The sequence below is a fragment of the Selenomonas ruminantium subsp. lactilytica TAM6421 genome, from assembly GCF_000284095.1.
GTDB lineage: Bacteria > Bacillota > Negativicutes > Selenomonadales > Selenomonadaceae > Selenomonas_A > Selenomonas_A lactilytica.
The window spans coordinates 31,447-55,799 of sequence record NC_017069.1 but is presented as its reverse complement, the minus strand read 5'-3'; the positions used below and the strand labels follow the sequence as shown (position 1 = coordinate 55,799).

Below are 24,353 nucleotides of genomic sequence, written 5' to 3'. Positions count from 1 at the left end.
TTATCCTAAAAAATCTAACAAAGCTGCATCCATGTCGTAAGAATTGCCGTTTTTACACGCTTTCTCAAGACGGTCAATCTTATTTTTATTTTCCTCTGTACGCTCCCGCTCTACATACTCCTGTGCCTTTTTTAATAGGTCATAGAGGTAGACAGGTTTTCGCTCTTTCATGAGCATCAATGCAATGTTTTTGATGTCCTGTGTTGGCAGTTTAAACAGATACGCTCTGCACTTGAAGTAATCAGGCGAGGGCTTTTTGTTCTTAAATGCTGATACGCCATTGGCTAGACAGTACATCAGGCAACATTGGTGGAGCTGGCTCTTAAAAGGCAACCCCACGAATTTCTCAATATCTATGCACATACATATTTACACACATATTTGTTTATGTTGTTGTGTGTTTGTGTGGATATTGCACACTCTATGAGTTTCAGGTGATACCCTATAATATGAGCACAAGTACGCATAACGTCGCACATATTGTAGCTATCTGTTGAAGAAAGAGTGCAACGATTTAGGAGGCACAGTACCATATAGGTGCCAACCAATACATAGGCCCCGCACCCGGCTAGAAATATGGTTGTTAAACGTAACACAGCAAACCTCCACTATACATATTTACACAAATAACTACATACACAAACAAACACATATGCACTTACATACATAAATACTTACAGTGCGATGCCCTTATGCCGAGCTACAATTCGAGCTGCTCTGGCCTGTTCTTTGTCGCGACCATTTGCAAGGAAGCGCAGGGATTTCTCCCACACTTCGGACATCTTCTTGCCCTCGTTGTATTTGTCATTACGCACCACAAAGTCCATAGCGGCCTTGATTTCGTCTTCCGATACGTTACCTAAGGGTGCACTATTGGATGCGCCTCTATGATTGTTGTAACCGCCGTCAGAGCCAGCGAAACCGTAATACTCAATCTTAACTTCCGTCGCCCCAGTTTTCTCCGATTCGGGAACAAACTCATCGGGGAGAGCCACGACCTTGCCTTTGAACCGCTTGTGGTCGAGTTCTACGTTGATAACCGGCAGATCATACAGATACCTGCCAATGCCCATTGCAGAAGCAGCCCTTTTCAGAGCACCACTGATGCCACCCTTCAGGCCACTAACCTGTGAGAACTCTGCGCCATCAGCTTTCTCAATCACCTTACCATCGGCGGTTGTAGCCGTCAGAGTGCACACAACACCCTGCTCGTAAATATCCGGTTTGTTCTTCCAACCCTCAACGCCGAACACCTGGTCGAGCCGTTCCTGAATTGCTCGGGCTGTCACAAAAGGCAATAAAATCCCCTTTGTACCCTCTTTGAAAGTGGAACCAACACGCCACTCAAGGTCAGCCAGCGGAAAAGGAGCTTTCAGCTGAGCCTCGACATCGTTCTTTTTAGCCAATTAACACGCATCTCCAATCTGTATTCTAATGGGAAGTTCTCTTCCGTCATGCCCTTGGAACCCGCACTCAAAGTTATCGCGAACGAGCCTCGATAAGCCGTCTAAAATCTTCTTCTCTTCTTCGAGAGAGTCAATCTTGATGTCTTTACCGAGAAAACGGAAAATCTTGGGGAATTTTTGCATGATGAAAAGAACCTCCTGTTTTGTAAACTAAATACAGTCTACCACAGTATACACATAAAAACAATACATTTTTATAAAATAAATTCTTTTTATTAAAAGTATCATTTTACAAATAGACTATAAGTGGTTTACGTTCCCGAATAGTTGAAGATGTGCAAAAAAGTGAGCTACGAATGGTAAAACGTGTTTCCCCGATGGAAAATGTCAGAATTGGTGTTTTTTTTTTTTTTTGCCTCAATTTCTAATGTGATTTTAATAATAGACTGTGACGAATGTAATGTCAAGCAAAGATATTATGACTTTGGTCGCATTCCCTGTGTCGCTTTATCTCTGTAAAGAAATACCATAAGCAAGACCCCAATAAATACAAGGAGAGCCAGTGTCTATTGACACATTAGAAAGTATGACGAATACTCAAAGAAATTATTTTCAGAAATTACCCGCATTTAAAATAATGGGCATAAAGTCCCTAAAAATGAATAGAGTACGCCTGATGCGTAGAGTATGGAGTTGTCAGGGAATATCTATGCTCTTATCGCAGAAACTTAGCAAATGGAGAGTCCTTGGCTATTTCATCGAGGGAACGTGTTTTGACAACGGCATCTGCTTCATGGTTTTCGTAGTTCACAGTGAATACGGTCTTGCGGGTATAGTCGCAGGGTTGTCCGATATGCTTAGATGCGCGTTTATTGGGCTTCCAATCGGAGAGTAATGCTCTCAGGAAATAAGCCACCGGATTCTTTACCGTGCGGGAGTTGGCAACAATGGCCATCTTTTCTTGAACGTACTTAATGCCCCATTTTCTAATGGCAACACTTACCCGATATGGGGATATACCCAGCTTCATGGCAGACCGCATCAGGTTCTTGAGTGGCTCGCCGTCGTTGTTGTTTGTCTTATTATTACATCCTACGGAATGTACCTCGTTATTTGTAGCGATAGAGGAAAGACTGGGGGTTACGGCCTTCAGGAAGTCCCCAACAATGGTGAGTTTACGATGCTTCACAAAGTTTCTGCCTTTCTCGTAAATGCAAAGCACGGCAACCAGGCCAGCTCTACGCAGGTCGGTTAAAATGTGGCTCACGCGATCAGGAGAACGATTCACCATCCAGTCCTTCCCGATTTGCTCGTTCCATGCAGAGCAGTATCCTTGCTTCTTCGATAAGCGTTTTACGCAGTTGTATACGGCGAGATGCGTGTTGTTCAGTTTTATACCGTTTACTGTCCATGCCATACCAATAACCTCTTTTCCTGTTTTAGACATACCAAAAAGGAGCATCCTCAAACCAACACCACAGGTCTGAAAATGCTCCCGAATATGCGTATAGAAATATAGCAAAATACAGCTATAACTCTTGCATTATTTACTCCATTACTGTATAATATAGTAATAGAAAACAATGCTCTGCTGATTCCGTACACAAATCAGTAGTTGCTTTCAAAGTAGGTCTTGCGATTGGCGTCGCTTCCTACAAGTGCCTGTGGCTGCAGGCTATGTGGACTAAAGGATTTCAACCGTTGGCGCGGGAGAAGTCCTTTTTTGTTGTCCTTTTTTGTTGTCCGTGTTCAAAATGTCTATGCATCAAGAATAACACACCATATATGATGGAGTCAAGCCCAAGTTTTTCATAAATATAATACACTCTTCGTTTTTATAATTTCCAAATACGTATGTAAACGAATATAACCATACATATAAAATAAATATGCTTGCAAATAAATATGTACGTGTGCTATAATATGGTTGTTGCGGGGAACCAGTCGGGAACCGCACATAAACAAATACATATTGAAAGGATGTTGTATCTATGCTTAGTATCGATGTTGGATTTGGTAATGTGAAGGTGTATGACGGCGAGGAGGTTACGGCTTTCCCGTCTGTTTACATGGAAGCATCGGAGGATTACATTCCCACTACTGATCCGGACGATCAGCTGCTTGAATTGGACGGTGTTAAGTACCATGTTGGTATGACCGCCTTGAACCGTGGCGGCGAAGCTCCATTTGACCGTACTGATATGTTACGTCACAAGATTTTCATGTTGACTGCTATCTGTGCTATGACGGACACAGAGAGCTTCTCCGATTCGGTTGCGGTTGGACTACCCATTAGCGATTACAAGGCCATGAAAGACGCTCTAACGAAGCTAAAAGGCAAGTATGAAGTGTCCTATAATGGCAAGAAGTGCTCCGTTGACATCAAGAAAATCTCCGTATATGCCCAGTCGGAAGCTGTCTACAAACTGATTGCCAAAGACGATAAGGACATCAAAAGAAAAGTGATTGGCATCGTTGACATTGGACAGAAAACCGTCGATTTTGCTTACTTCAAGCGCGGCACTTACGTCCCAGAGAACAGCGGCAGCTTAGAGAAAGGCGTTATCAATGCTTATCGGGATATTGTGAAAGCTCTTGAAAATGTCGGCTACAATGATATTGAGAGCTATGAAGCGAAGTTATACATTGACAAAGTACCCGAGGAGGCTGACAAAGCCTTTGAGAGAATGGCAAAGACTATCAAGAACAATCTCAGAATTAACCATTGGAATCTCGAACTGATGGACTCTCTTTACATCGTCGGCGGTGGCACCTCTTTCATTGCCCCCCACTTTAAAGATACTGCATATAAACCACTGGACGAAATGACAGCGGTATTTGCAAATGCTTACGGATATTATGCAGGAGAAAAGGACTGATAAAATATGCGAGTTAATATGACAATCACAATAGAGCCGGAAGTAAAGGAGCTTCTGAAGGTTCAGGCTGATGCGATGGGGCTTAATATGTCGGCCTATATATCTGAGCTTGTTCTGCGCGAGGATTTCTTCAAGATACTGAGGGATGAAAAGGACAAGATGCTGGCGGAGAAGGTGGCTCGAATCAAAGCTATGAAGAAGGAAACAAAAAGAACCATCATCCCCACGCATAAAGGTGACGCACTGGCGGCTTTTGAGTTGGAAGATGATTTCAAGGATAGCGTAAGTCAGGCAGTGAGCAAACGAGCTAAGGTCGAAAAAGGCAAAGAGCTGATGAAGAAGGCCGAGGAAGAAGCCAAGGTTGCTGAAGCTCAGGCAGACCAGGCGAACGATGGGCCGGGTGTGGACACCGTGGACGAGCCAGCGGAAGAACCCGACGAAGAATATATTCCGCATCCTGAATATATGCCAAAGCCACAGCAAAAAGAAAAGACCGAAAAAAACGAGCAGACCGAGAACGACCCTACGCCAGAGGATGTTTCCGATGTGATAAAAAACAGCGGGAAGTCCAAACGGAGAAGACCTATAAAAATGATATAAGCCAATGACCGAAGGGTGCCGGAAGGCACTCTTTTTTTATGTGTATATATAAGCAAATACATAAGTACACAATAAAACACATACATAAATAAGTATAAAAACACAGGTGCATACAAACGTGCATAAACGCATAGAAGGGCATGTGTAGGCGTGCATAAATACGTAGTTATACACATACATAAACAAGTATAAAAATACGTAAATATATAAACACACAAATAAATACAGACGAAAAAGGCATAAAAAAAGAAACCGCCTTTCGGCGGCTTTTAGTTTGAGTTCACATATCTTTCCATTTCGGCAATGTTTTTCTTTTTGGATTCATCAACCAGCTTGTGCAGGTACGACAGGATTTCGTTTTTGTATTTCATCAGGTTTGCCCGGTCTACGTCACTGGGGAAAGAGTCAAGAAAAAGCGCATCGTAAGGATTGAGTGTCAGTTCGATTGGCTTTACCTTTTGAACCAGGATAACGCGAGGGTCTATCCCTAATGCATCAATCAGTGTTATTGCTCCAAGCGCTTGCAAACGGCTCCCCTTGCGGGCTTTGCTCCTAGTGGCTGAGATAATTTGCTTTAGTATCCCTGTTTTTTCGGCCAGTTCTCGATCTGTTTCTATCCCAAGTTCTTGTTTATACTGGTCTAAAATGTATACGACTTTTTTTGCCGATACCCATTTATCATAAAGTTCGTAAGAGATATTCCATTTTTGGAGGATTTTGTCGTAATCTACGTCACCTTTGGTTCTTCCCCTTGCCATAGTTACCACTCCTTTTGTGATTCTTTCTTTTTGCTCTATATACAATTATATGGTCGTTTATATGTGTGTGTCAATAACAGCAGGTCACTGTCGTTATGGTTTTTCTTGTATGTTTTTACAATGTTTTTTTGAATTTATTGCCCTGCAAGACAAAGCCATATACCTTGTTTAGCTCTAATTGCGCATAAACATAGTTAAACATTACAAGGTCATAGGTTCTACCGTCAGGACACTCTATGGAGAAAAAGGCCATAGGTTTTCCGTTCTTCTGTTTCCACGGTTTCCAGCGTCTGACACAGCCTAGCACAATCCTCCGATTTGGGGTGCTCTCTACTGGTTTTCCGTTCTCGTCTACTTCAGGTGTGGAGTATTTGGACAGGTCATATCCGGCGAACACATCGACAAAAGTCATGCCCAGCACTTCCATTTCTGCTTTTGACTGGTCAAAGTCCTTGCAGTTCAGCGCATTGACCTCGTCTATACGTTGCTGGATGTCCCACTTCTGCTCGGAATATTTCAGCATTTTGCGTTTGGCATCCTCTTTTTTCTTTGTGCCCTCTTTTGCTGATTCATACAGGATACGATTCTTTTCTTGCCGTTCTGCAGCAGTGTCGAGTTGTTTCTGCAATCGTTCCAGCTGACCGCCTTTATACAGCTTCTCCAGCAGTTTGGCTCTGTCCCCCACAAAATCCAACGCTCCGGCTTTGGTTAGGTTCTCCACTTTGTCCCGAGGGAGTTTTAGGTAGCTGTCTTTGTCGAGTGGTACTGGCAAATCTCCTACGCCCGATATGAAATTCAAGGCAACACGAATCCAAGGCTGGCCGTCAGCGTCTACACCACAAGTCCAACCACAGGTATCACTGTCAGCCGAAGGTGGCAGAATCTTTATGCCGTGTTCTTTCGCATCGCGAACGTATGGGAGCAGATCTTCTTGCTTGTCCCCTTTGTATGCGTTCAGAAACGCCGTCAGATACTCTGCCGGATAATGGGCTTTAAGATATGCTGTTTGATAACAGGTCACGCCGTAGGCAGCACTATGGGATTTGTTGAACTGATACGCCGCACAGTTCGTCAGCCACTCAGCCAGCTTATTCATGGTTCGCGCATCTATCCCGAGGGCTTCGCCGTCCTTTACGAATTTAGGGATAAGCTCAGCCATTTCGGACGGTATCTTGCGCCCTATGGCACGTCTGAACATATCCGCAACGCCCAAGTCATACCCAGCCATTACTTGAACAATCTTCATCGCCTGTTCCTGATATAACAGAACGCCGTAGGTTTCCGATAAGCACCCTTTCAGTTTGTCATGGAGATAGATTGTTTTCTCTGTCCCTGCCCTGCGGTTCACAAAGCTATCAAGCATACCTGATTGGATTGTCGAAGGTCTGTACAGTGCGACCAGGGGGACTAAATCAAAGACCGAGGTCGGTTTCATTTGGTCAATCAGTTTAATCATGCCGCCGGACTCAATCTGAAAACACCCTTTTACATCCAGCTTTTGGAGCATTTTGAAGGTCTTTTCGTCATCGTCGGGGAGCGCATCCACATCAACATCAACACCGTGGTGTTCTTTTACCAGCCGTACACACTCATCAATGCAATCCAGCGTCTTAATCCCGAGGCAATCTTCTTTTAAAAGCCCCATAGCTTCGAGGTCGTGGTATTCATACGCACATACATAGTCATCACCCTGCTTCTCAATCGCCGTCCACTGATTAGCGTCACTGGGGAACAGCATTACCGCCGATGCGTGACAGCCGTAGTTTTGGATAATGCCCTGATACGACTTTGCCAGCTGGCGTAACTCGGGATCTGAAACCTCATCGATGGATGAAACCGCTTTGGATAGTGCCCTGACTTCCTCGGGAGTGTAGTTCAGCGACCGTGCTGCACGTTGGATAGACGCTTTCTCGGCCATTTTACCGAAGGTGCGAACGTGGAACACCTCTTTATACTTATCGACAAGATACTGAATACAGTCCTGCCGCCGTGAGTTTGGCATATCAATATCGACATCAGGGAGGGACACTCTCTTGTCATGTGCGAAACGCTCGAAAATCAGGCCATATTTGATGGGGTCAATCCGTGTAATATCCATAAGATACGCCACTAGACAGCCACCAACAGAACCGCGCCCAATACCCATACGAATGTTTTGCGACCGCGCCCAGCTGATAAAGTCCTCAGTCATCAGAAAGTATGTCAAGTAATCGCACTTCTCCAGTACCTTGAACTCATGCTCTAACTGTTCGACATATACAGGCCATTCCGACCGGGGAACGCTCTGCATTTTCTTTTTCCAGCCAGCCCTGCACTTTTCCTTTACGGCCTCCAGCGGAGTCTTACCGCCTAAATCCAGTTCGGGGAAGTTCTTGCCGCCGAATTTCAGGTGGACAGTTTCGATGGAGTCAGCCAGTTTGAGCGTGTTGTCTATCAGCATATCGACAGTATCAGCCGGAAGATAACCAATAGCCTCTCTTACCTGTTCTTCGGAGTGAATAAAATAATCATCGGTCTGATAGTATGCGTCAGGGTTGTCGGGTTCGATTTCTACTCCCAGCCATTTGCGGTGGATGTCAGCCTCGTGCTGGTTTACATAATGACTGTCCTCTGTCACGATTACAGGAATGTCGAGGTCTTTGCCCATCTGAATGATGTTCCTGTTGTATTCCCGCTGGGTTGGCGTATCGGAGCATTGAATTTCAAGGTAAAAACTATCTCCGAATAGCCCCTTAAACTTCGTGGCACGCTCGTAGGCGAGGTTTTTATCCCAGTCTATACCATCATATACCTTTGGATTTAGGACGCCTCCCATGCACGCTGAAGTGAAAATAAGGCCATCTTTACATTCCACCATGTCCTCGGTCGTTACCCGCATATTGTAAAAATATTGATCCGGTCTCTTTCCTTTGTCACCGTAACCGATAGTCGTAAGCCGCAGCAGGTTTTTGTAGCCGACCTCGTTTCTTGCCAGTACCAGCAGGTGGCAGGTGGCTTTGCGGTCTTTGATGAACACGTTTGGTGTCCAGTACATTTCACACCCGAAAATAAACTTGATATTGGTGTTGTGCTGTTTGTTGTATTTCTGTGTGACTTTATAAGCCTCCATCAGTCCCGAGGTTGTGCCGTGGTCTGTGAGTGCCCATGCTGATTGGCCTAATTCGCCGATGCGCTCTACCATATCGGGAATCTTGGCGATGGCATCACGCTTGCTATAATGGCTGTGTCTGTGTAAGCCGATAAACAAAATAATCATCCTTTCCTGCATACAAAAAAAGACCACCCCTTGCGGAGCGGTCTGATGGTTTACCTTGAAAAATCTATACGAAAGAGTTATAATATTGACAAAAGAAGTGGCTGGCGTTTCGACCCGCTGGCACCTTCCCAAAACGAAATTAGTGTTAGAAAAGGGCTGTCGAGCAGAAGGCTAGGCGGCTTTTTTCATGCGTTTATTTTTTCAGCAGTCCAAGGATTGCCACAATCAGCGTCAGAGTACCCAGTAATAGGGATAACATCTCATATAGCGTCATGCGCCTCACCTCCCCGAAGGGAAAGCACTAACGACACCAACCACGATATATATTCTAACTCATTTTCTTACATTCATCAATACGAGCAGTGGCCACCTTGTGGTATTCGTCATCCAGCTCAAAGCCCACGAAATTGCGGTGTGTTTCAAGAGCCGCTACTGCAGTAGTCCCTGAACCCATGAAGCCGTCAAAGATAACCTGCCCTGGTTCACTGTGATACTCAATGCACCGTTTTATCAGTTCTATGGGCTTTTGGTTTTGGTGGACTTGTTCAGAGCCAGCTACCCTGTCAAAGTACCATACATCGGTCAGGCGTTTGCCGTGGAATTTTTTACGGCCTTTGTTCAGGAGCAGGATATACTCGTGTTGTCTGCCGAAAGCTGCCTGTAAATCCCCCGCCGTCCAGTTGTTTTTTACCCATACGATATTATTTTTGATATTGAAACCTGCATCCCGAGCCATCTGCATGAATTTGTCGATGTGGACACAGGAACAGAACATATACATAGCCGAATTAGGCTTTAAGATACGATAACACTCCTTGATATAATCGTTTATCAAATCGGGGTTGTTGTCGTTTTTTATTTCACTGCAAAATTTATGCTCTTTGTTCTTGCGGTAGTTCGTTTTATAGCTAACAAGATACGGAGGATCGGTCACGATAAGGTCAATAGACGCATCTTTGATGGTTTCCCTCATGCCCTTTACGCAATCGCCCTTCACAATCTTGTTTATCAGCAAACTACACCCATATTCCAGCCGTACCGATAACCACGGATAGCCGCATGGAGCGCAGCCTTGGCCTCTTTCATGGTGTTATATCGTCCGATATGGTGTTTCTGTCCGATACCAATAGCAACGCGGAATTTACGTCGCTCGTTGTCGTACCAAATTACGCCGTCTTTACGCATTTTCAATCAACTCCTGTTATAAAATCTGATTATAAGTCGTGCAACATTTCATACATATCTCGCCAACGTCTGCCTTGTCTGCAGGATTTCCAACCTTTCCAGCGTTTGAATGGTTCGCCTGTACATTTTCCGTCAATCCAATAGACACAGGCCAAGCACAAACACCACTTGTCACAGGCAACCTCGCGACATTTACGGCAGAGTTTTTTTAGAGAGCACTTAAACATCAGTTACCACCACACAAGCCACAACCGAACTGTTCAAGGTATCTCTCGCACATTTCCGCATCGGGACATTCCGAACACGGCGGATCACCCTCTGCTGGAGTATCGTTCAACAAAATAGGCACAGACACAGCCGAAGGCTGCGCCCGCACCCAAATGTCTTTCTTACTCATCAGAACAACAACAACAGGCCAGCCGTCCCCAATCCGGCGAGGTATGTTTCAATCTCTCGTTTATGCCGTTTGTGCTTTTCCTGTTTCAATTCTGCTTGATGTTCGGTATTCAGTTTGTCGGTGTTTTCCTGTACTGCTTTGTTTACTGCAGTGTTGACCTCACGCTCTACGATAGGTGTCACATCTAAAACAGTTTCGGTCTTTTGTTCGACCTGCAGCTTGCCGTTTTCAAATTTCTGCTTTTCCGATACGTTGCCAGCAAGTTCGGTCTTTTCACCGTTATAGGCCACCGATACCACAGGGGCAGGATTCGTAATCTCTACATCAGCGTCCGATGGAGTCTGTTTCTCCACATATCGGATAACAGTATCTCCTTTGACCTCCACTGGAACCTCAATGGGGACAGTTTTTTCAATGGTCTTTTCAATCTCCACTGGCACCTCCACCACGTTCTTGTTGTAGTGCTGACAAACAAAAAAGCCAGCGTAGAACGCCACGCCAGCTACCAGCAACATCAGGGCATATTTGCTATTCAAGGTGATCCAGTTTACAAGCTGTTTGATTTTATTCATTCGTCAATCTTCCTTTCTTTTAGTCAGCCCATTCGGAGGCGTACCAGTTCGCTTTTCCGCGCAGGATGTTACCCCCGGTGCGCTCATCGTCATAGGTTTTGAGATAAACAGGGCTTTCCTCTGTTCCGAGATACTGCAAATCCCAACGCTCGACAGTAGACAAGCAGCCATATTCCTCGTGACACCAGCATCCGTCTGCGTTATCTGCGGCCTCGCCATGAGTCAGAACTCTTTCGCGGTCGATAGTCAGCCACAGAGCATTACAGAGTGTAGCAATAACCTGAGCCATGCACTCGATTTGCTGGGGAGTCGGAGGTTCATCGCCCAAGTCGGCACTCGTAGCACCTGCACAACAACAGAGCGTTACGCCGATAGAGCCAGTGTTTCTGCGCCATGTATGCGCTAACACTTCGGACAAGTCATCCGTAGCCAGCCATATGTCGCCGTTGGCAGTGATGTTGATATGGTAATCATCAAATTTTTGGAAGTAGTGACCTGCCGTCCAATGAAGATACACCTTCGGTTCACGCCCTACGGAACGCGCCTCTGCCCAAACAGCCTCACGCTGTTCTTCGGCAATCTGTCTTAATTCGTCCAATGTGACCTTACGCATTATCTGCCTCCAGTTCGTCCAAAGTCGCAACCTGCTTTACAGACGGCTCATCCACCATGTAGTCATGGATACTGCCGAGAACTTTATCGCATCCACCGCAGTGAATATCAATCACGCTTTTACTGATGTCCTTTTTAATCAGGCGAACATGCCGTACATGACAATCAGGACATTCCACAATACCTTGCATTTTTACACCTCAATCCTTGAAATCTGATTCCTTTTCCGATGTGTTACCCAGTGCCCATCGTAGAGAATCTTTACCCCCCGCGGGGTTACTGCATCAACAATACCTACTTTCAGGAAACGGAACTGAGGAACGATAAAAGCAACTCTCGTCCCCACAGTTACCTCTTTCCCGGCTACGTCTTTGATATACAGCTCCATTATTTACGCCAAAAGAGCCAAATCATAGCTAAGAAAAACGCGATAGCCCAGCCAGTGGATAAACCGAGGATATGAGCCAAAAATACTGCCGCACACGCAACGATTGTCAGTAGACCGCAAGCAACAGCCAGCGCACCAGCTAGGATAAGCATAACCACTGCCGTTAGTACGATAGCACCCACGATCGCACCTACAAGTCCATAGCCAAACTTAGCGACTTTCTTACAGCCGCTTTCGGCTTTACCTGCTACTTTCTCGATGAGATTTTTTACTTTTTTCATTTTCAACTTTCCTTTCTTGTACTACAGTTTTTGACATATAGCCAATCAAACCGCTTATGATGTTTGTTTGTATCGTTGTGTCATAGCCTAAAAACAGGGAAATTAAAAGGGTCAGCACTAAGCCAACCCCTAAAACCTTGTCCAAAGACCAATCTACAATTTTCTCTAATACTTTCAACTCATACCTCCTTCGGACAATACGGTTTCTCCCCCGCAAGGTTTTTACCGAACCGAGGGTCACGCCATGCCCAGCCAACCATTTTCATGCCAGCACTTTCAGCAAACTCGCCCATGCAGGTGATTGCAAAAAGAATCAGAGCAGGGATAAAACAGACTAGCACTTTGATTCTTACGATAAGCGGCTCCTTTTTAAGCCTCTGCCATAACCCTTTCAGACCTTCTATTACTTCTCTCAAATTTTCACCCCCAACGCAAAAAGGCCAGTCCAAGAGTCCATGGGGGATGCTCTCAAACCAGCCTAATGCGAGATAATTTATTTAGAAATATTCGGGCAGAATTACCCGTATTGATATAATTCTATATCGTCGTGATTTCTCCTGCTCATATACCTAAAAACGCTTTTACGACTGTGAACAAAACGCTACCTGCTGCGCCGAGGACTGCCCAGGTCACTTTCGACGAATTGGCTTCTAGGACAGCCACACGCCGCTCCAAATCGGACAACTCACTGCGGTATACCTCTTTTGATATATACAGGTTTGGCAAATTATTTTTAAGGTCTTTTAATTCCTCCGATATGCTGGTCAACTGCTTGTCAATTTTGGCAAGAGCAAATTCTAAGGTTTCGCCATTCAAAATACCACCACCTTTTCTTCACATAGATTTAGTCTGCATACGAATTGATTTATGCATAGTTTATGCCGAATATTCCCGAAATATTGATATTGCTGTTTTGACAATAGAAGTTAGTAGTATCACTATGTGGGTGGTTTGTTCCTTGTGCCCCCCAGCACCACCAATATATGTTCGTGTCTTTCAATAACGCAAATCGATAATGCCAGCTGATTGCGTGTGCCAATTCCCAGCTTTCCCACAATACATGCTGACCGTAATCACCACCATTACTTGTTATAATCAATATCTTATCAAAATTCGTGAAAGGCTGCGTCAGCTGGATGTGATTCCAGTTTGTATAATAAACTATATTTCTCCCGCTGTCAGTTTGTACATGCTTCGCATCTGTTTGCGTTCCTGGTGTTACATTTGTGCCGCTGAAGCTAGACTTCACTATTGTTTTTAAGATATCAGTCATCTGGGGTCTTTTTCTTCCTGAAAGTGTGCGATAAAGGTCATTAAGTGTTACACCGCCTACACTGTCAGCGTTGCCACCATTAGCGGGGAGAGACGTAGGCTTGCCGGTAACTTCACTCCAACTCGGCCATCTTGTAGCCTGTGCTGGTTTATCTGTAATCGTACTCCATGCCTGATTATGTGACGCTGGTGTAAACGAGCTAGGTTTTCCGGTCACCTCGCCCCATGAAGGCCACCGCGTAGCAGTAGCAGGAGCGCCTGTGACTTGCGACCATGCGTGGGTGTGGCTAGCTGGAGTAAAGGTGCTGGGTTTTCCCGATACGTTAGCCCAAGCGACGCTGTTAGCGGCATCCGCTGTGCCATACAAACGACCTCTAAAAGCAGGAGCTTGCACCTCACCGTTTGGCTTCAGTTGAACATCGACCGTTTGTGTGTTGTTATTTTTGTTATAGTTATCGTCAGTGAAATATGTGAAATGAGCAATATTCCCATCGTACACACCGTAGTCCCAAGAGCCATTGGTTGTTTTCGCAGAAAGAACAGGCGTATAACCATTTATGCTTGTCGTGCGAATAGCTGCTTTTGTGCGTCCGTCCCTCCAAGAGGAGCTTGCCGTGGGAACTACAATATTTCCTGTAAAAGTGCCACCACCTGTAGTCATTACAGATGGCTTTCCTGTTACCTCCGACCAGCTAGGCCATCTTGTGGCAGTTGCAGGAGCGCCTGTTACTTGACTCCATGCGTGGGTATGGCTAGAGGGGGTATAAGTAGAAGGCTTTCCTGTTACTTCTCCCCAGCTCGGCCACCTTGTGGCAGTCGCTGGTTTGTCAGACACAGCTCCCCATGCGACAGCATTAGCTTTATCAGCAGTGCCAGCCGTAGCGGCTTTGCCACTGATACTGATACCCCAAGTCCCCGATGCGCCCGAGCCTGTTTTCGTAGGAGCGTAGCTATTATAGTTTGCCGTGCTCAGAAGTTCTGCTGACCAGTTCCATGACGTGCGGTTCTTATCGGAAGACATAATAAAGGCTCTTGCTGCTGCCCGAGAAACGCCGATTGCAGACGTACCACCAGCATCATCACTGCCGTAGTTGTCCATATAGAGCCAGTTCTTATAGCTGCTATCACCATTAATTGACTGGTTGGACATAAGAAATCCTGCACGATACCGGCCATAATACCCCGGCCCTTGACAGCCACCGCTACCAGAGTAAGTGCCAGCGATTTTGTTTGCCACATCGGATGTACCGCCGTTCGCAGGAAGGCTGCTCGGTCTACCGCTCACGTTACCCCAAGCCACAGAGCCAGCCGAACCGGTTACATTGATACCCCATGTCCCCGATGCGCCCGAGCCTGTTTTCGAGGGATAACTGCCGTCATGGTTGTGAGAAGCTGGCGTGAAAGAGGACGGCTTACCCGTTACGTTCCCCCATGCGACACTAGAGGCGCTGGTCGCGTTGCCCTGCAGACTACCAATAAAGGTTTTTGCTTTGAGGTTAGCTAAACCGCCTTTTGCAAGTCCGTCGCCAAATATATAACTTGTTGTTGCTTTTGTTGCTCCATCGTTTCTATAGCCAAACCAGTAGTCTCCTCCGTCATTCTGACCGTTTTTATTCAGAACAATTTCGTTTCCTCGGGTTATATTGATGTTGTTGGTATAAGACGATGTGCCTCCATTTGCGGCCATAGAGGATGGCTTACCTGACACATTAGCCCAAGAGACACTGTTCGCCACATCGGCCGTGCCAGCCGTAGCTGCCTTGCCACTGATGGAAATTCCCCAAGTGCCTGTTGCTCTTGTTCCTGTGGTAGACGGATAAGAACTATCATGGTTATGTGCCGTTGCAGGATAAGTGCTCGGTTTACCACTAACATTGCCCCACGCTACAGCTTTAGCTGAGTCGGCAGTGCCAGCAGTAGCCGCTTTACCTGTGATACTACCGACTTTTAGAGAATCAGTTGCGGGATTGTATTGGAATTTGTCGTTATAATTCGTTCTATATTTTGTGACACCATCTTCAAACCAAACAGGGCGATATTTATCATTTGTCCCCTCGTTCATTTTCAATGCGGTTGCGGTGTCGGCTGTTCCAGCAGTAGCCGCTTTACCTGTGATACTAATTTCCCACGTTCCGCTTGCTCTTGTTCCAGTTGTTGATGGGTAAGAAGAATCGTGGTTATGAGAAGCAGGGGTGAACGAAGTAGGCTTACCTGATACATTAGCCCACGCGACACTCGAAGCACTGGCCGCGTTGCCTGTACATACGTCAGCTTTTAACGCTCTGTCAGCAGTACCGCCGTTTGCGGGCATAGAGGTTGGTTTTCCGCTTACATTTGCCCATGCGACCGACTTTGCACTGTCAGCCGTGGTAGCTGTATCGGCGTTGCCGATAAGTTTACCAGTAAAAGACGTTGCTATTACTTCACCGAGCTTGGCATTTTTACCACCGTTCAGAATGTCATCAACATCAATAAAGCCCCCCAGGTTATCCCAGCCAGTGCCGTTCCAGACAACATTGTCCCCGGCATTACAACCATTGGCTTTGTCGGCGTTTTTTACGTTATACATGTCGCCAATTTTATTATTTTCCTTCGGCAAATCGGAGTAATTTTCGACAGACCCCTTGTATTTCACCACGTCGGAGAGGCTGTCCCGAATGGATTTTGACTCAGAAAGAGCATTTTTAGTTTGTTCTGCTAATGACTCCATTGCGCTTTTTGATGAGGCGATTGTGGCCTGAATACTTTGCGCTTGCTTTAGTACGTCTTTTACCGTTTTGGTATATTCGGACGCTTCTGCGGCTTTGTTTGTTGCCGATACAGCCTGTTCCTTGGCTTGAGTCGCCCATGTTTTTGCTGATTGCGTTTTACCACCAGTCCCAACAGCGTCGAACCCTCCGTCTGGAGATGTATCAGACATAGCCCATTTTTTTGCTAAACTTGCGCTGTTTGCCGCATTAGTCTCGGAAGTCTTGGCAGCGGAAGCCTGTTCGCTAGCAGTGTTTGCCGAAGCAGTGGCACTATCGGAATAACCTTTTACAAGATTTTCGCTGGCCTTTGCGTTAGTCTCGGATTTTGCCGCTTTCTCCATATACTCTTTCGATTTGTTCATAGAGGACTGTGCAGCCGTTTCACTTGCAGACGCGCTATTATAAGACTTCTCGGCCTCAAGAGCATAATGTTTAGAGGAATAGTGGTTAATAGTTTCACCAGACACCGTTTCTGTTTCCACGACATCGGAAGATTCTGCCCAGCTCCGCGCTTTTGCTTCGGAGTTTTTTGCGTTGGTCTCGGATGTTTTGGAATTAGTCTCGCTTTTTTTGGCGCTGGACTCTGATGCCGCCGCTTTTGTTTCGGAGGCTTTAGCCTGCGTCTCACTGGCTTTTGCCTTGTCGGAGCAGTCGTTAGCGCTTTCAGCATAATGTTTGGCAGAGCAATGTTTTACAGGATTGCCGTTTTCGTCCACGGAGTCGGGGATAGAACCTTCAGCCCAGTTCATAGCATCATCTCTATGCTCCTTAGACTTCGACTCGTATTCCTTGGCGTTGGTTTCACTATCTTTTGCGTTTTTTGCGCTATCTTTTGCGTTTTTTGCTTGCATTCCAGCGCTATCTCTATATTCCAGTGATTTTTGCTCATGGCTTTTGGCGTTGGCCTCCGCCGTTTTGGCGTTGGTTGCAGAAGCCTTAGCTTCACTTGCACTCAAGGTAGACTGCTCTGCATGGTGCTTAGAGGAATAATGATTAATCACATTGCCGTCACTGTCTATAGTGCTATCAGGCGTGCCCTCGCTCCATTTTTGGGCGTTTTCTTCGCTGGTCTTAGCCGCTTTCTCGCTAGCCTTACTAGCCGTTTCGGAGTTTTTTGCGTTAGTTTCGGATGTTTTGGCCCCGGCCTCGGCGTTTCGCGCATTAGCCTCACTGGTTTTTGACTTGCTCTCGCTGGCACTTGCTGCCTGTTCGCTGGCTTTAGCGTTGGCCTCGGATGCTTTAGCCGCCGTTTCACTGGCTTTACTAGCCGTTTCAGAGGCTTTAGCATTGGTCTCGGAAGTTTTGGCCGCAGACGCACTGGAGGAGCTGGCCGTTTCGCTAGCCTTACTAGCCGTTTCAGAGTTTTTTGCGTTGGTTTCACTGGCTTTACTAGCCGTTTCGGAGGCTTTAGCATTGGTCTCGGAAGTTTTGGCTGCCTTTTCACTAGCAAGAGCCTTGTTTTCAGACGTTTTCGCATTAGCTTCAGACAAAGATGCGTTATCCGCAGAATTTTTTGCATTGGTCTCGGAGACAGCAGCCTCAGCTGCTTTGGTTTTTGCAACCCCAGCATGATTGGTGGCGACCTGAGCATTATCCGCAACGTCCTTTTGCAATGCCGCAATTTCTTCAAGATATTTCTTTATGTCTGCGATGTTGTTTTTGATTACCCGCATATTGTCGGCCACAGACGATGTTTCCGCTTTCATATCGGACAAAGCCTGAGCCGCTTCGACAGCCTTTTCTGTTGCAACGCTGGCCTGTTCCGTAGCAATCTTAGCCTGTTCCGTAGCTTCAATCGAACCGAATTTCTCATTGGTTCTCATGTCGTTATACATGTTTTGAATGTCATCACGGATGGCAGAAAGCTCATCCGAATTGCTTACGCTATCCAGTGTATCTTTCAACCAGCGCAAATTTTCCGCAATCACATCATAAATACCTTTGTTATCTGATGTACTAAATGGGCTTTTTTTAGAAACGACGCCTTCCCGCTGGATAGTATCGTCAGAATCTCTTTGCTCTAAGAATTGAAATCCCTGATTGTAAATAACAAATCACTCCTTACTATATGGGTTCAAAAATATGAAAATCATAGTATATTGCCATAGCCCCGCTATAATGGTTTACCTCGTTCATTCCACTTCCAGAATGGTAATCTCTGTAAGTGAGCTGACTAAAATCGCCAACTCCGATTATTTTTTGAGCGCCAAACTCAATGAGAGGAGAAAGAATTTCGATTTTGTTTCTATCGGTAAAACGAAAGCCTCCACAGGTAAATGCTCCATAGTTGGGGTTAGCCCCTTGCCACCCTGTATAAAATGGGTTTATAGAGCCACTGTGAACACAGGGAATAGACTGCGGTAAGACAAAAGGAGATTGCCCATTGTAAGCGTAGCTTTCCCAATAATTGCCATTATCTATCAGTCGAGATTGTGCCTTTGACTCTGGGGTGTCACGTCCTGTCCCTGACCATATTTTAGAACTAGGGGGGATGTTTTTATATAAGACATAATTCATTGACTTGAAAAAAGAACTATAAGTCAATTCGCCCTTATCGGTGTATACCTCTATGCCGGCCCCGTGAAGCATTTTATCGGATGAGCACAAATACCCTATTGTCTTATATGATATTGGGGCGCCATCGCTTGACACGTAGTATACCAACTTGCCATCGTAAATTAAGGGAGAGACACACAACAGCACTCCTGACGCAACAGCAAAAACAGCAAAACACTCATTTTCCTCTAAGGCAAAGCCGCACATTTCTCCTCGAGAATAAGAGGCAGACAGCGTTCCCTCTCTGATTATTTTTAAAGTTTTATGAGTATCATCTACCTGTACGATGTCAAGATCGTTTTTTACTTCTAAGTATGTGCTCATTCAATACCACCCATAAGAATAAATAACTCTATAAATTTTATACGATTCGGAAAGACCTGCGCGTTTGTCGTAGCTGAAATTACCATTATAACTCCATTGTATTTTGTTGTTGTCAATGGATATGCCATTTGGATAAGCATAAGATATATACGCGCCGTCTTGTATCTGCTCAACGGACTTTATAAAACATGCAATCCTTTTTCCTATAATTCTATCGTCGGTAATCTCTTGGGGGAGGCCGTGTTGTGCCACAAATGTACCTATTTCATTAAAAATAAAGTTTGACGAACACAGGCGACTATTTCCTTTATCGTCAAAAACAGACAATCCCGCTGGCATCACCATACCCCCAATTTAACACGCAATCTATCGTTTTCATCAAACACCTGTATTAAGTTGTTACTAATTTCAACACGAGCACCGCTTTCTTTTGTTCTTAACGTACCAATATTGGCGCTAATAGCTGATAAAGAGCTAACATTCAATTTGTCAGCAGTAATAGCTCTTGACGATATTTTGTCAGATGTAACAGCCTCGGCGGCTATTTTTTGCGTAGAAATTGAACCGGCTTTTATCATGCCCCCCACAATAACATCTTTTTCGATTTGAGTAGTTCCTGTAATATGCAGATATTGGCCATCAATGGTTGTACCTTTTTCCGTGAGGTTGATTTGGTTGATGATGTTTTTGCCGTTGAAATCCGTTTTGACTACACGCGCATTAATACCATTTTGAAGCTGAGTCAGGGCGCTATATCCGCTTGCTGTAGGCGATTTGCCGAGGTTCGTAACAATAGCAGTGATTGAATTGGCCTGCTGAGTGATTGTTGACGATAACCCCGATATGCTTTTGTCTGTGTTCGTCTTATTGGTTTGCACTGTTGTGCTAAGAGCGCTTGCGGTTTGCTTTATTTGGGATATTTCCGAATCGGTATCTTTCTTGTTCTTTTGTACAGTGGAGCTAATCCCATCAGCTTTTTGGTCTACTTTGGAAATACTAGCAACTATGCCGCCTTCGCGCTTTCCAGTTTTAGGGTTGACCTCGCCGTCTAAGCGGTTCTGTACAGTGGTACTGATACCGTCAGCCTTTTGGTCTACTTTGGAAATATCGGAAGTAAGTCCGTCAATCTTCTTTTGGACAGCAGAAGTTACCGAATCGGCAGACTGCTTGATTTGAGAAGTCAGCTCAGCGTTCTTAGTATCCTGTGCCTTCTTGTTAGCAGCGACCGTCGAAAGGATAGAGTCTGACGTTTGCTTGAGCTGACTGGCCAGCTGTTCGTCGAAATCCTTTTTGTTCTTGGAGACAGTAGACTCTATGGAATCAGCACGTTGACTTACTTTTGAGATGTCACCTACAACACCGTCAATCTTCTTTTGGACAGCAGAAGTTACCGAATCGGCAGACTGCTTGATTTGAGAAGTCAGCTCAGCGTTCTTAGTATCCTGTGCCTTCTTGTTAGCAGCGACCGTGGCACTGATACCGTCAGCCTTTTGGTCTACTTTGGAAATATCGCTGGTTACGCCCTTTATTTTTGTCTCGACAGTAGCACTGATACTTTCTGCCGTTTGCGAAATTTGAGAAGCCAGGTCTTCATTTGTCTTGGCCTGTTCGTTTTTGTTTTTGGTAACAGTGGCCATGATGGATTCGGCCTTCTGGTCTAACTTAGAGAGGTCAGTTCTCACACCGCTGATTTTCTTTTCAACCGCAGAACTAATGTTATCAGCCGTTTGCTTGATTTGTGACGCAAGAGCAGCGTCTTCTGACTCTTGGTCTTTTTTATTGGCTGCAACAGTGGCCATGATGGATTCGGCCTTCTGTGTCAGCTGACTGGCAAATTTTTCCTGCGTTTCAGTATTTGTTTTGGTGATAGTAGCAGTTATTTCGCCGTCAGCCTTCTTCAGCTCCGTTATATTCCCCTCAATGCTTAGAATATTGGTGTTAATTCCCTCTATGTTGGTGTTGATACCGGTTATGTCTGTGCTGATTCCTTCTATGCTGGTGTTGATACCGGTTATGTCAACTCCAATGGAGTCAATGTTTTCTGTAATCTCTTTCAAGCGAGGAACGGAGTCTTGAGCGTCCTTAACAGCGCCTTTGATAACACCGTCCATCTTTTCCAGTGACATGCTCCCATCGGCTATCCAGTCAGGGTTGAACGTGGGATTTACCGTAAACGAATACTCCTGGGAAACATATCCTTCTCCGATTAGGTCAATCCAACACGCTCTAATAGAGTAGACAGACGGAGACCCCTTGAAATCATACACAGGATTTAAAGTGTCAATCACATCGGAAGACGACGCCCCCGTAATGTAAAGCCTTGCCTTTTTTATCCCTGCAGGGAAGAACGGTGTAGTGATTCGCACACCCCGGGGAGTTTCACTAAATGTAATCTTGTCGGGAGCTTCGGGCTTCGGGTAGTTCCACTCACATTCTGCAGGATAGCTGTATTTTCCTTGCTGGTTAACTGCATATACATAAGCCTTACCAGACCTGCTGGTCAGCTTCACAGTGGCAGTAGGAGCAGCAGTTTTTACAAGTAGACCGACTGGGTTCCCTTTATTGGTGTCAGAACGCAGTTCGTAATAAACCACATCTGAATCCACTACGTCGCTCCATGAAAAGCTAAAGTCGTTCGTAAAATCAAAGGTCAGATTATACGGTTGAGAGGGAATTGTTTCTCTCGCAGTAACCCTGCACAACACCTCGGGGCAGTCTTCGATGTCCTGTTCTTTCCCGCTTTTACTTATGGTGGCCACTCGGATTTTATACACATCGCCTATTTTCGCATTGGGGATTTTGAGTGTTCCAGTAGATTCTCCCGCACATCGCCACTCCGATTGATACCCTATCTCGTCTGCAGCAACCCCCTCTGGGATAACGCCTGATTCGCTCACAGGGGCGTTGTTTTGCTTATAATAGACATTGGCGGATTTTACCGTATACTGAGTTGGCAGATCGAAGGAAACAACTATGTCGTATGCGACTGTGCCATCTTCTTTTTTTCGATGTTGGGATATTGCCTTGAGGTTCGTGACATTGGTCAATACAAAATAAGGAGAGTCCTCGTCGGATATGTCTTTTGCAATGGTGTAGCTCTTTGTCTGTATTCCGCCGCCGAGTTCGTCACTGTATATATCGCCGTTATACTGCCGCGCCGTTATTTCAAACTCGTTCTCGTCCGTTTCCCTGATTTCCGATATGCGTACAGGCATGTCTTTTAAGGCATCCCGATAAGAAACAGAGATTACATCCCCCGGCTCCAGTGCCATAGCCTCAATGCCAGTGGTAAAGCTGACCACGATAGGACAGCTCAGGTTATAGTCACTGTAAAATCTTGCCAATCGGAGGGCTTGGGACTGCGAAGTTACGCCACTAAGTTCAACAGTCTTGGAAATTACTTTCCCTCGTTGCTTTTGGTCAGCATAATCGTCACAGACAACCTGAATTACGCGCCAGTTCGATTCAGGATTACACAAGGAAATCTCATAATGATTAGGAACATCGCTAGCTTTGATCGGTGTGATGGTCATACTGGTAATACTGTCATCGTCGAACTTGTGAACGACAGGAGATTCTTGCTCCACCATCAGCTTGATTTTATCCTTGGATATTACAAGCCATGCACAGAAATTCGCCAACATATCCTGAAGCCACTGAGAAGCGTCTTGCCTTTCGTCAACAATCATGTTCAGCTCATAACGCTTAGACCTCAACGGAGTATCGTCAGCATCGTAGACCGTGATTTCCTCATCGCAGTAATTCGCAGCTTCAATAAAGGAATCAATGTCAATGTCAGCCTCTGTTACCCACTCGCCTAAACCATATCGCCTGTTAGTGAGAAAGTCTAACACACATAAGGCTGGGTTATTACTGTATGCGGTTGTTTTTGAGCGGGGGTCATAAACCTTGCGCCCTTTGACGATACAGTCCACAGACGGATTGCCGTTCAACTCGTTGGAAGTCTGGAATGTCATGTCCAGCCACGCCATATGCGGATAACCGCCGACCTCCTCGTAGTTATCGGGAGCTTCGCAATCGTGAAAGGTATATTTTGTGCCGCCTGTTACGGTGCTAGCAGTTACGCTAAGGGGATTCATGTAGCAGCCACGGTCATAATATGTCTCATCCCGATAAAAGACCTCATCGGACAAACGCCCCGTGATGTGATACTTTTTCTTTAAAATAGACCTGCCAATCGCAACACCGACAGAACCTTCACCAAAAGAAACCTTATAGCTCCCATTCCACAAATTTTCATAAGTGGTCAACTGGTCTTTTGATATTTTTTCATCGCAATCCTCGGAAGTACCAATGGTAACTCTCCGCTCACGCTGAGGAGTTTCAACTTTCAGGTCTCCCGGGTACTTTGAGGACGTTGCATAAGGAAACGCCTGCCAGCCCATGCGCATACGGTTGATATACGAAATCAAAGAGCTAGTGCTTGCTTGCCATTCATAAAACGTGTCAGACTTGTCTGCGTCTTTCTTGTTACACAGATAAATAACCTCGTCCTTTCCGTTGGCATACAGGTGCAAGTTTTTCCCGTCTTTCCATGCTTGTGCGTCCTCATACTTGACGTTTTGAATTGTAAAAACAGTGCCTTTAACTTGCTCTCCGGTCGGGATAAGCAAATCATTGGCACACACAGACACAATGCCCTCGATGCCACCTTCACAAAGGACAACGTGTTTATGAAGGGTGTTCTGTTTCGCGTTGGTTTCATGGTACGTCTGATTTCCGCTAATTTTACGCATACCATACACAACCGGGATTTGAGCCGTGCTACTCATGCTCTCTTGAGCTTTGTCGAATCGCTGAATAGAAGGGCTACTTTGGTTCATTTTTCGAGAGGAAGCCATCATCCAAATCGAGCCAACCAAGGAAGATGCCATAATGCCGCCAACCAATGACTTGGTTACACCAAACAGCTTCATGCCCACATGGCCAGCACCAAAAGCGAATGCTGCAGCCGTAATCAAAATCTTACCCACAGTCTTACCTTTGGACTTACCAAACAACTGGAGGTCGATTTTAAACTCTCCGGGAACAAAAGGTTTTAAAAGTTCTTCTGCAAATCTTTCGTCCGATATGGTGTTTTTTGCATCAAAATTCAA

The 24,353-nt window shown here is 45.5% G+C and carries 21 protein-coding genes; 2 read left to right on the top strand and 19 right to left on the bottom strand.

Features of this window, described 5'->3' with window-relative positions; translation table 11 throughout:
- From SELR_RS15250 to SELR_RS15235, 3 genes are all read right to left on the bottom strand, one after another.
- A complete protein-coding gene (locus tag SELR_RS15250) occupies nt 1–363 on the bottom strand; it encodes a hypothetical protein (protein ID WP_041914901.1) in 363 nt (120 codons plus the stop codon).
- A 311-nt stretch (nt 364–674) separates the two neighbouring features.
- Nucleotides 675–1,406 carry a Rad52/Rad22 family DNA repair protein gene (locus SELR_RS18010; RefSeq protein WP_014426015.1) on the bottom strand — a complete coding sequence of 244 codons (732 nt, stop codon included), beginning with the start codon at nt 1,404–1,406 and terminating at the stop codon, nt 675–677.
- 715 nt (nt 1,407–2,121) lie between these two features.
- Nucleotides 2,122–2,823 carry a hypothetical protein gene (locus SELR_RS15235; protein ID WP_041914900.1) on the bottom strand — a complete coding sequence of 234 codons (702 nt, stop codon included), beginning with the start codon at nt 2,821–2,823 and terminating at the stop codon, nt 2,122–2,124.
- A gap of 574 nt (nt 2,824–3,397) precedes the next feature.
- On the opposite strand from SELR_RS15235, the gene SELR_RS15230 reads away from it, so the two are divergent.
- The gene (locus SELR_RS15230; protein WP_014426012.1) at nt 3,398–4,285 is read left to right on the top strand and encodes a ParM/StbA family protein; all 888 of its coding nucleotides are present in this window, start codon (nt 3,398–3,400) and stop codon (nt 4,283–4,285) included.
- Between the two features lie 18 nt (nt 4,286–4,303).
- Nucleotides 4,304–4,885, top strand: coding sequence for a hypothetical protein (locus SELR_RS15225; protein ID WP_041914899.1), 582 nt, complete (start codon nt 4,304–4,306; stop codon nt 4,883–4,885).
- 269 nt (nt 4,886–5,154) lie between these two features.
- Here SELR_RS15225 and SELR_RS15220 read toward each other — a convergent pair whose 3' ends face one another.
- From SELR_RS15220 to SELR_RS15155, 16 genes are all read right to left on the bottom strand, one after another.
- Complete coding sequence (locus SELR_RS15220) at nt 5,155–5,643, bottom strand: hypothetical protein (protein WP_014426010.1); 489 nt, start codon at nt 5,641–5,643, stop codon at nt 5,155–5,157.
- Nucleotides 5,644–5,758: 115 nt separating this feature from the next.
- Nucleotides 5,759–8,911 carry a DNA polymerase III subunit alpha gene (gene dnaE / locus SELR_RS15215; protein ID WP_041914898.1) on the bottom strand — a complete coding sequence of 1,051 codons (3,153 nt, stop codon included), beginning with the start codon at nt 8,909–8,911 and terminating at the stop codon, nt 5,759–5,761.
- Between the two features lie 316 nt (nt 8,912–9,227).
- Complete coding sequence (locus SELR_RS15210) at nt 9,228–9,914, bottom strand: DNA-methyltransferase (RefSeq protein WP_014426008.1); 687 nt, start codon at nt 9,912–9,914, stop codon at nt 9,228–9,230.
- Nucleotides 9,908–10,084, bottom strand: coding sequence for a hypothetical protein (locus SELR_RS18955; protein WP_014426007.1), 177 nt, complete (start codon nt 10,082–10,084; stop codon nt 9,908–9,910). Before SELR_RS18955 ends, SELR_RS15210 begins: the two co-directional genes overlap by 7 nt.
- A 396-nt stretch (nt 10,085–10,480) precedes the next feature.
- The gene (locus SELR_RS15205) at nt 10,481–11,053 is read right to left on the bottom strand and encodes a hypothetical protein (RefSeq protein ID WP_014426004.1); all 573 of its coding nucleotides are present in this window, start codon (nt 11,051–11,053) and stop codon (nt 10,481–10,483) included.
- A 19-nt stretch (nt 11,054–11,072) separates the two neighbouring features.
- The gene (locus SELR_RS15200) at nt 11,073–11,666 is read right to left on the bottom strand and encodes a peptidoglycan recognition protein family protein (protein WP_014426003.1); all 594 of its coding nucleotides are present in this window, start codon (nt 11,664–11,666) and stop codon (nt 11,073–11,075) included.
- Complete coding sequence (locus tag SELR_RS15195) at nt 11,659–11,856, bottom strand: hypothetical protein (RefSeq protein ID WP_014426002.1); 198 nt, start codon at nt 11,854–11,856, stop codon at nt 11,659–11,661. Before SELR_RS15195 ends, SELR_RS15200 begins: the two co-directional genes overlap by 8 nt.
- Before the next feature lie 2 nt (nt 11,857–11,858).
- Nucleotides 11,859–12,053, bottom strand: a complete 195-nt coding sequence (locus SELR_RS19590) for a hypothetical protein (protein ID WP_041914897.1) — start codon at nt 12,051–12,053, stop codon at nt 11,859–11,861.
- Nucleotides 12,053–12,334 carry a hypothetical protein gene (locus SELR_RS15185; protein ID WP_014426000.1) on the bottom strand — a complete coding sequence of 94 codons (282 nt, stop codon included), beginning with the start codon at nt 12,332–12,334 and terminating at the stop codon, nt 12,053–12,055. Before SELR_RS15185 ends, SELR_RS19590 begins: the two co-directional genes overlap by 1 nt.
- Nucleotides 12,294–12,512, bottom strand: a complete 219-nt coding sequence (locus SELR_RS18950) for a hypothetical protein (RefSeq protein ID WP_014425999.1) — start codon at nt 12,510–12,512, stop codon at nt 12,294–12,296. The genes SELR_RS15185 and SELR_RS18950 overlap by 41 nt, the downstream gene beginning before the upstream one ends.
- A gap of 1 nt (nt 12,513) precedes the next feature.
- A complete protein-coding gene (locus SELR_RS15180) occupies nt 12,514–12,750 on the bottom strand; it encodes a hypothetical protein (protein WP_014425998.1) in 237 nt (78 codons plus the stop codon).
- Between the two features lie 145 nt (nt 12,751–12,895).
- Nucleotides 12,896–13,150: a hypothetical protein gene (locus SELR_RS15175; RefSeq protein WP_014425997.1), complete on the bottom strand. Its 255-nt coding sequence runs from the start codon at nt 13,148–13,150 to the stop codon at nt 12,896–12,898.
- A gap of 49 nt (nt 13,151–13,199) precedes the next feature.
- Nucleotides 13,200–18,284, bottom strand: a complete 5,085-nt coding sequence (locus SELR_RS18005; RefSeq protein ID WP_014425996.1) for a putative phage tail protein — start codon at nt 18,282–18,284, stop codon at nt 13,200–13,202.
- Between the two features lie 136 nt (nt 18,285–18,420).
- Nucleotides 18,421–19,236, bottom strand: coding sequence for a hypothetical protein (locus tag SELR_RS15165; protein WP_014425995.1), 816 nt, complete (start codon nt 19,234–19,236; stop codon nt 18,421–18,423).
- The gene (locus tag SELR_RS15160) at nt 19,237–19,575 is read right to left on the bottom strand and encodes a hypothetical protein (protein WP_014425994.1); all 339 of its coding nucleotides are present in this window, start codon (nt 19,573–19,575) and stop codon (nt 19,237–19,239) included. It lies immediately after the preceding gene.
- Entirely contained in the window at nt 19,575–24,353 is a 4,779-nt protein-coding gene (locus SELR_RS15155; RefSeq protein ID WP_014425993.1) for a phage tail protein, read from the bottom strand. Before SELR_RS15155 ends, SELR_RS15160 begins: the two co-directional genes overlap by 1 nt.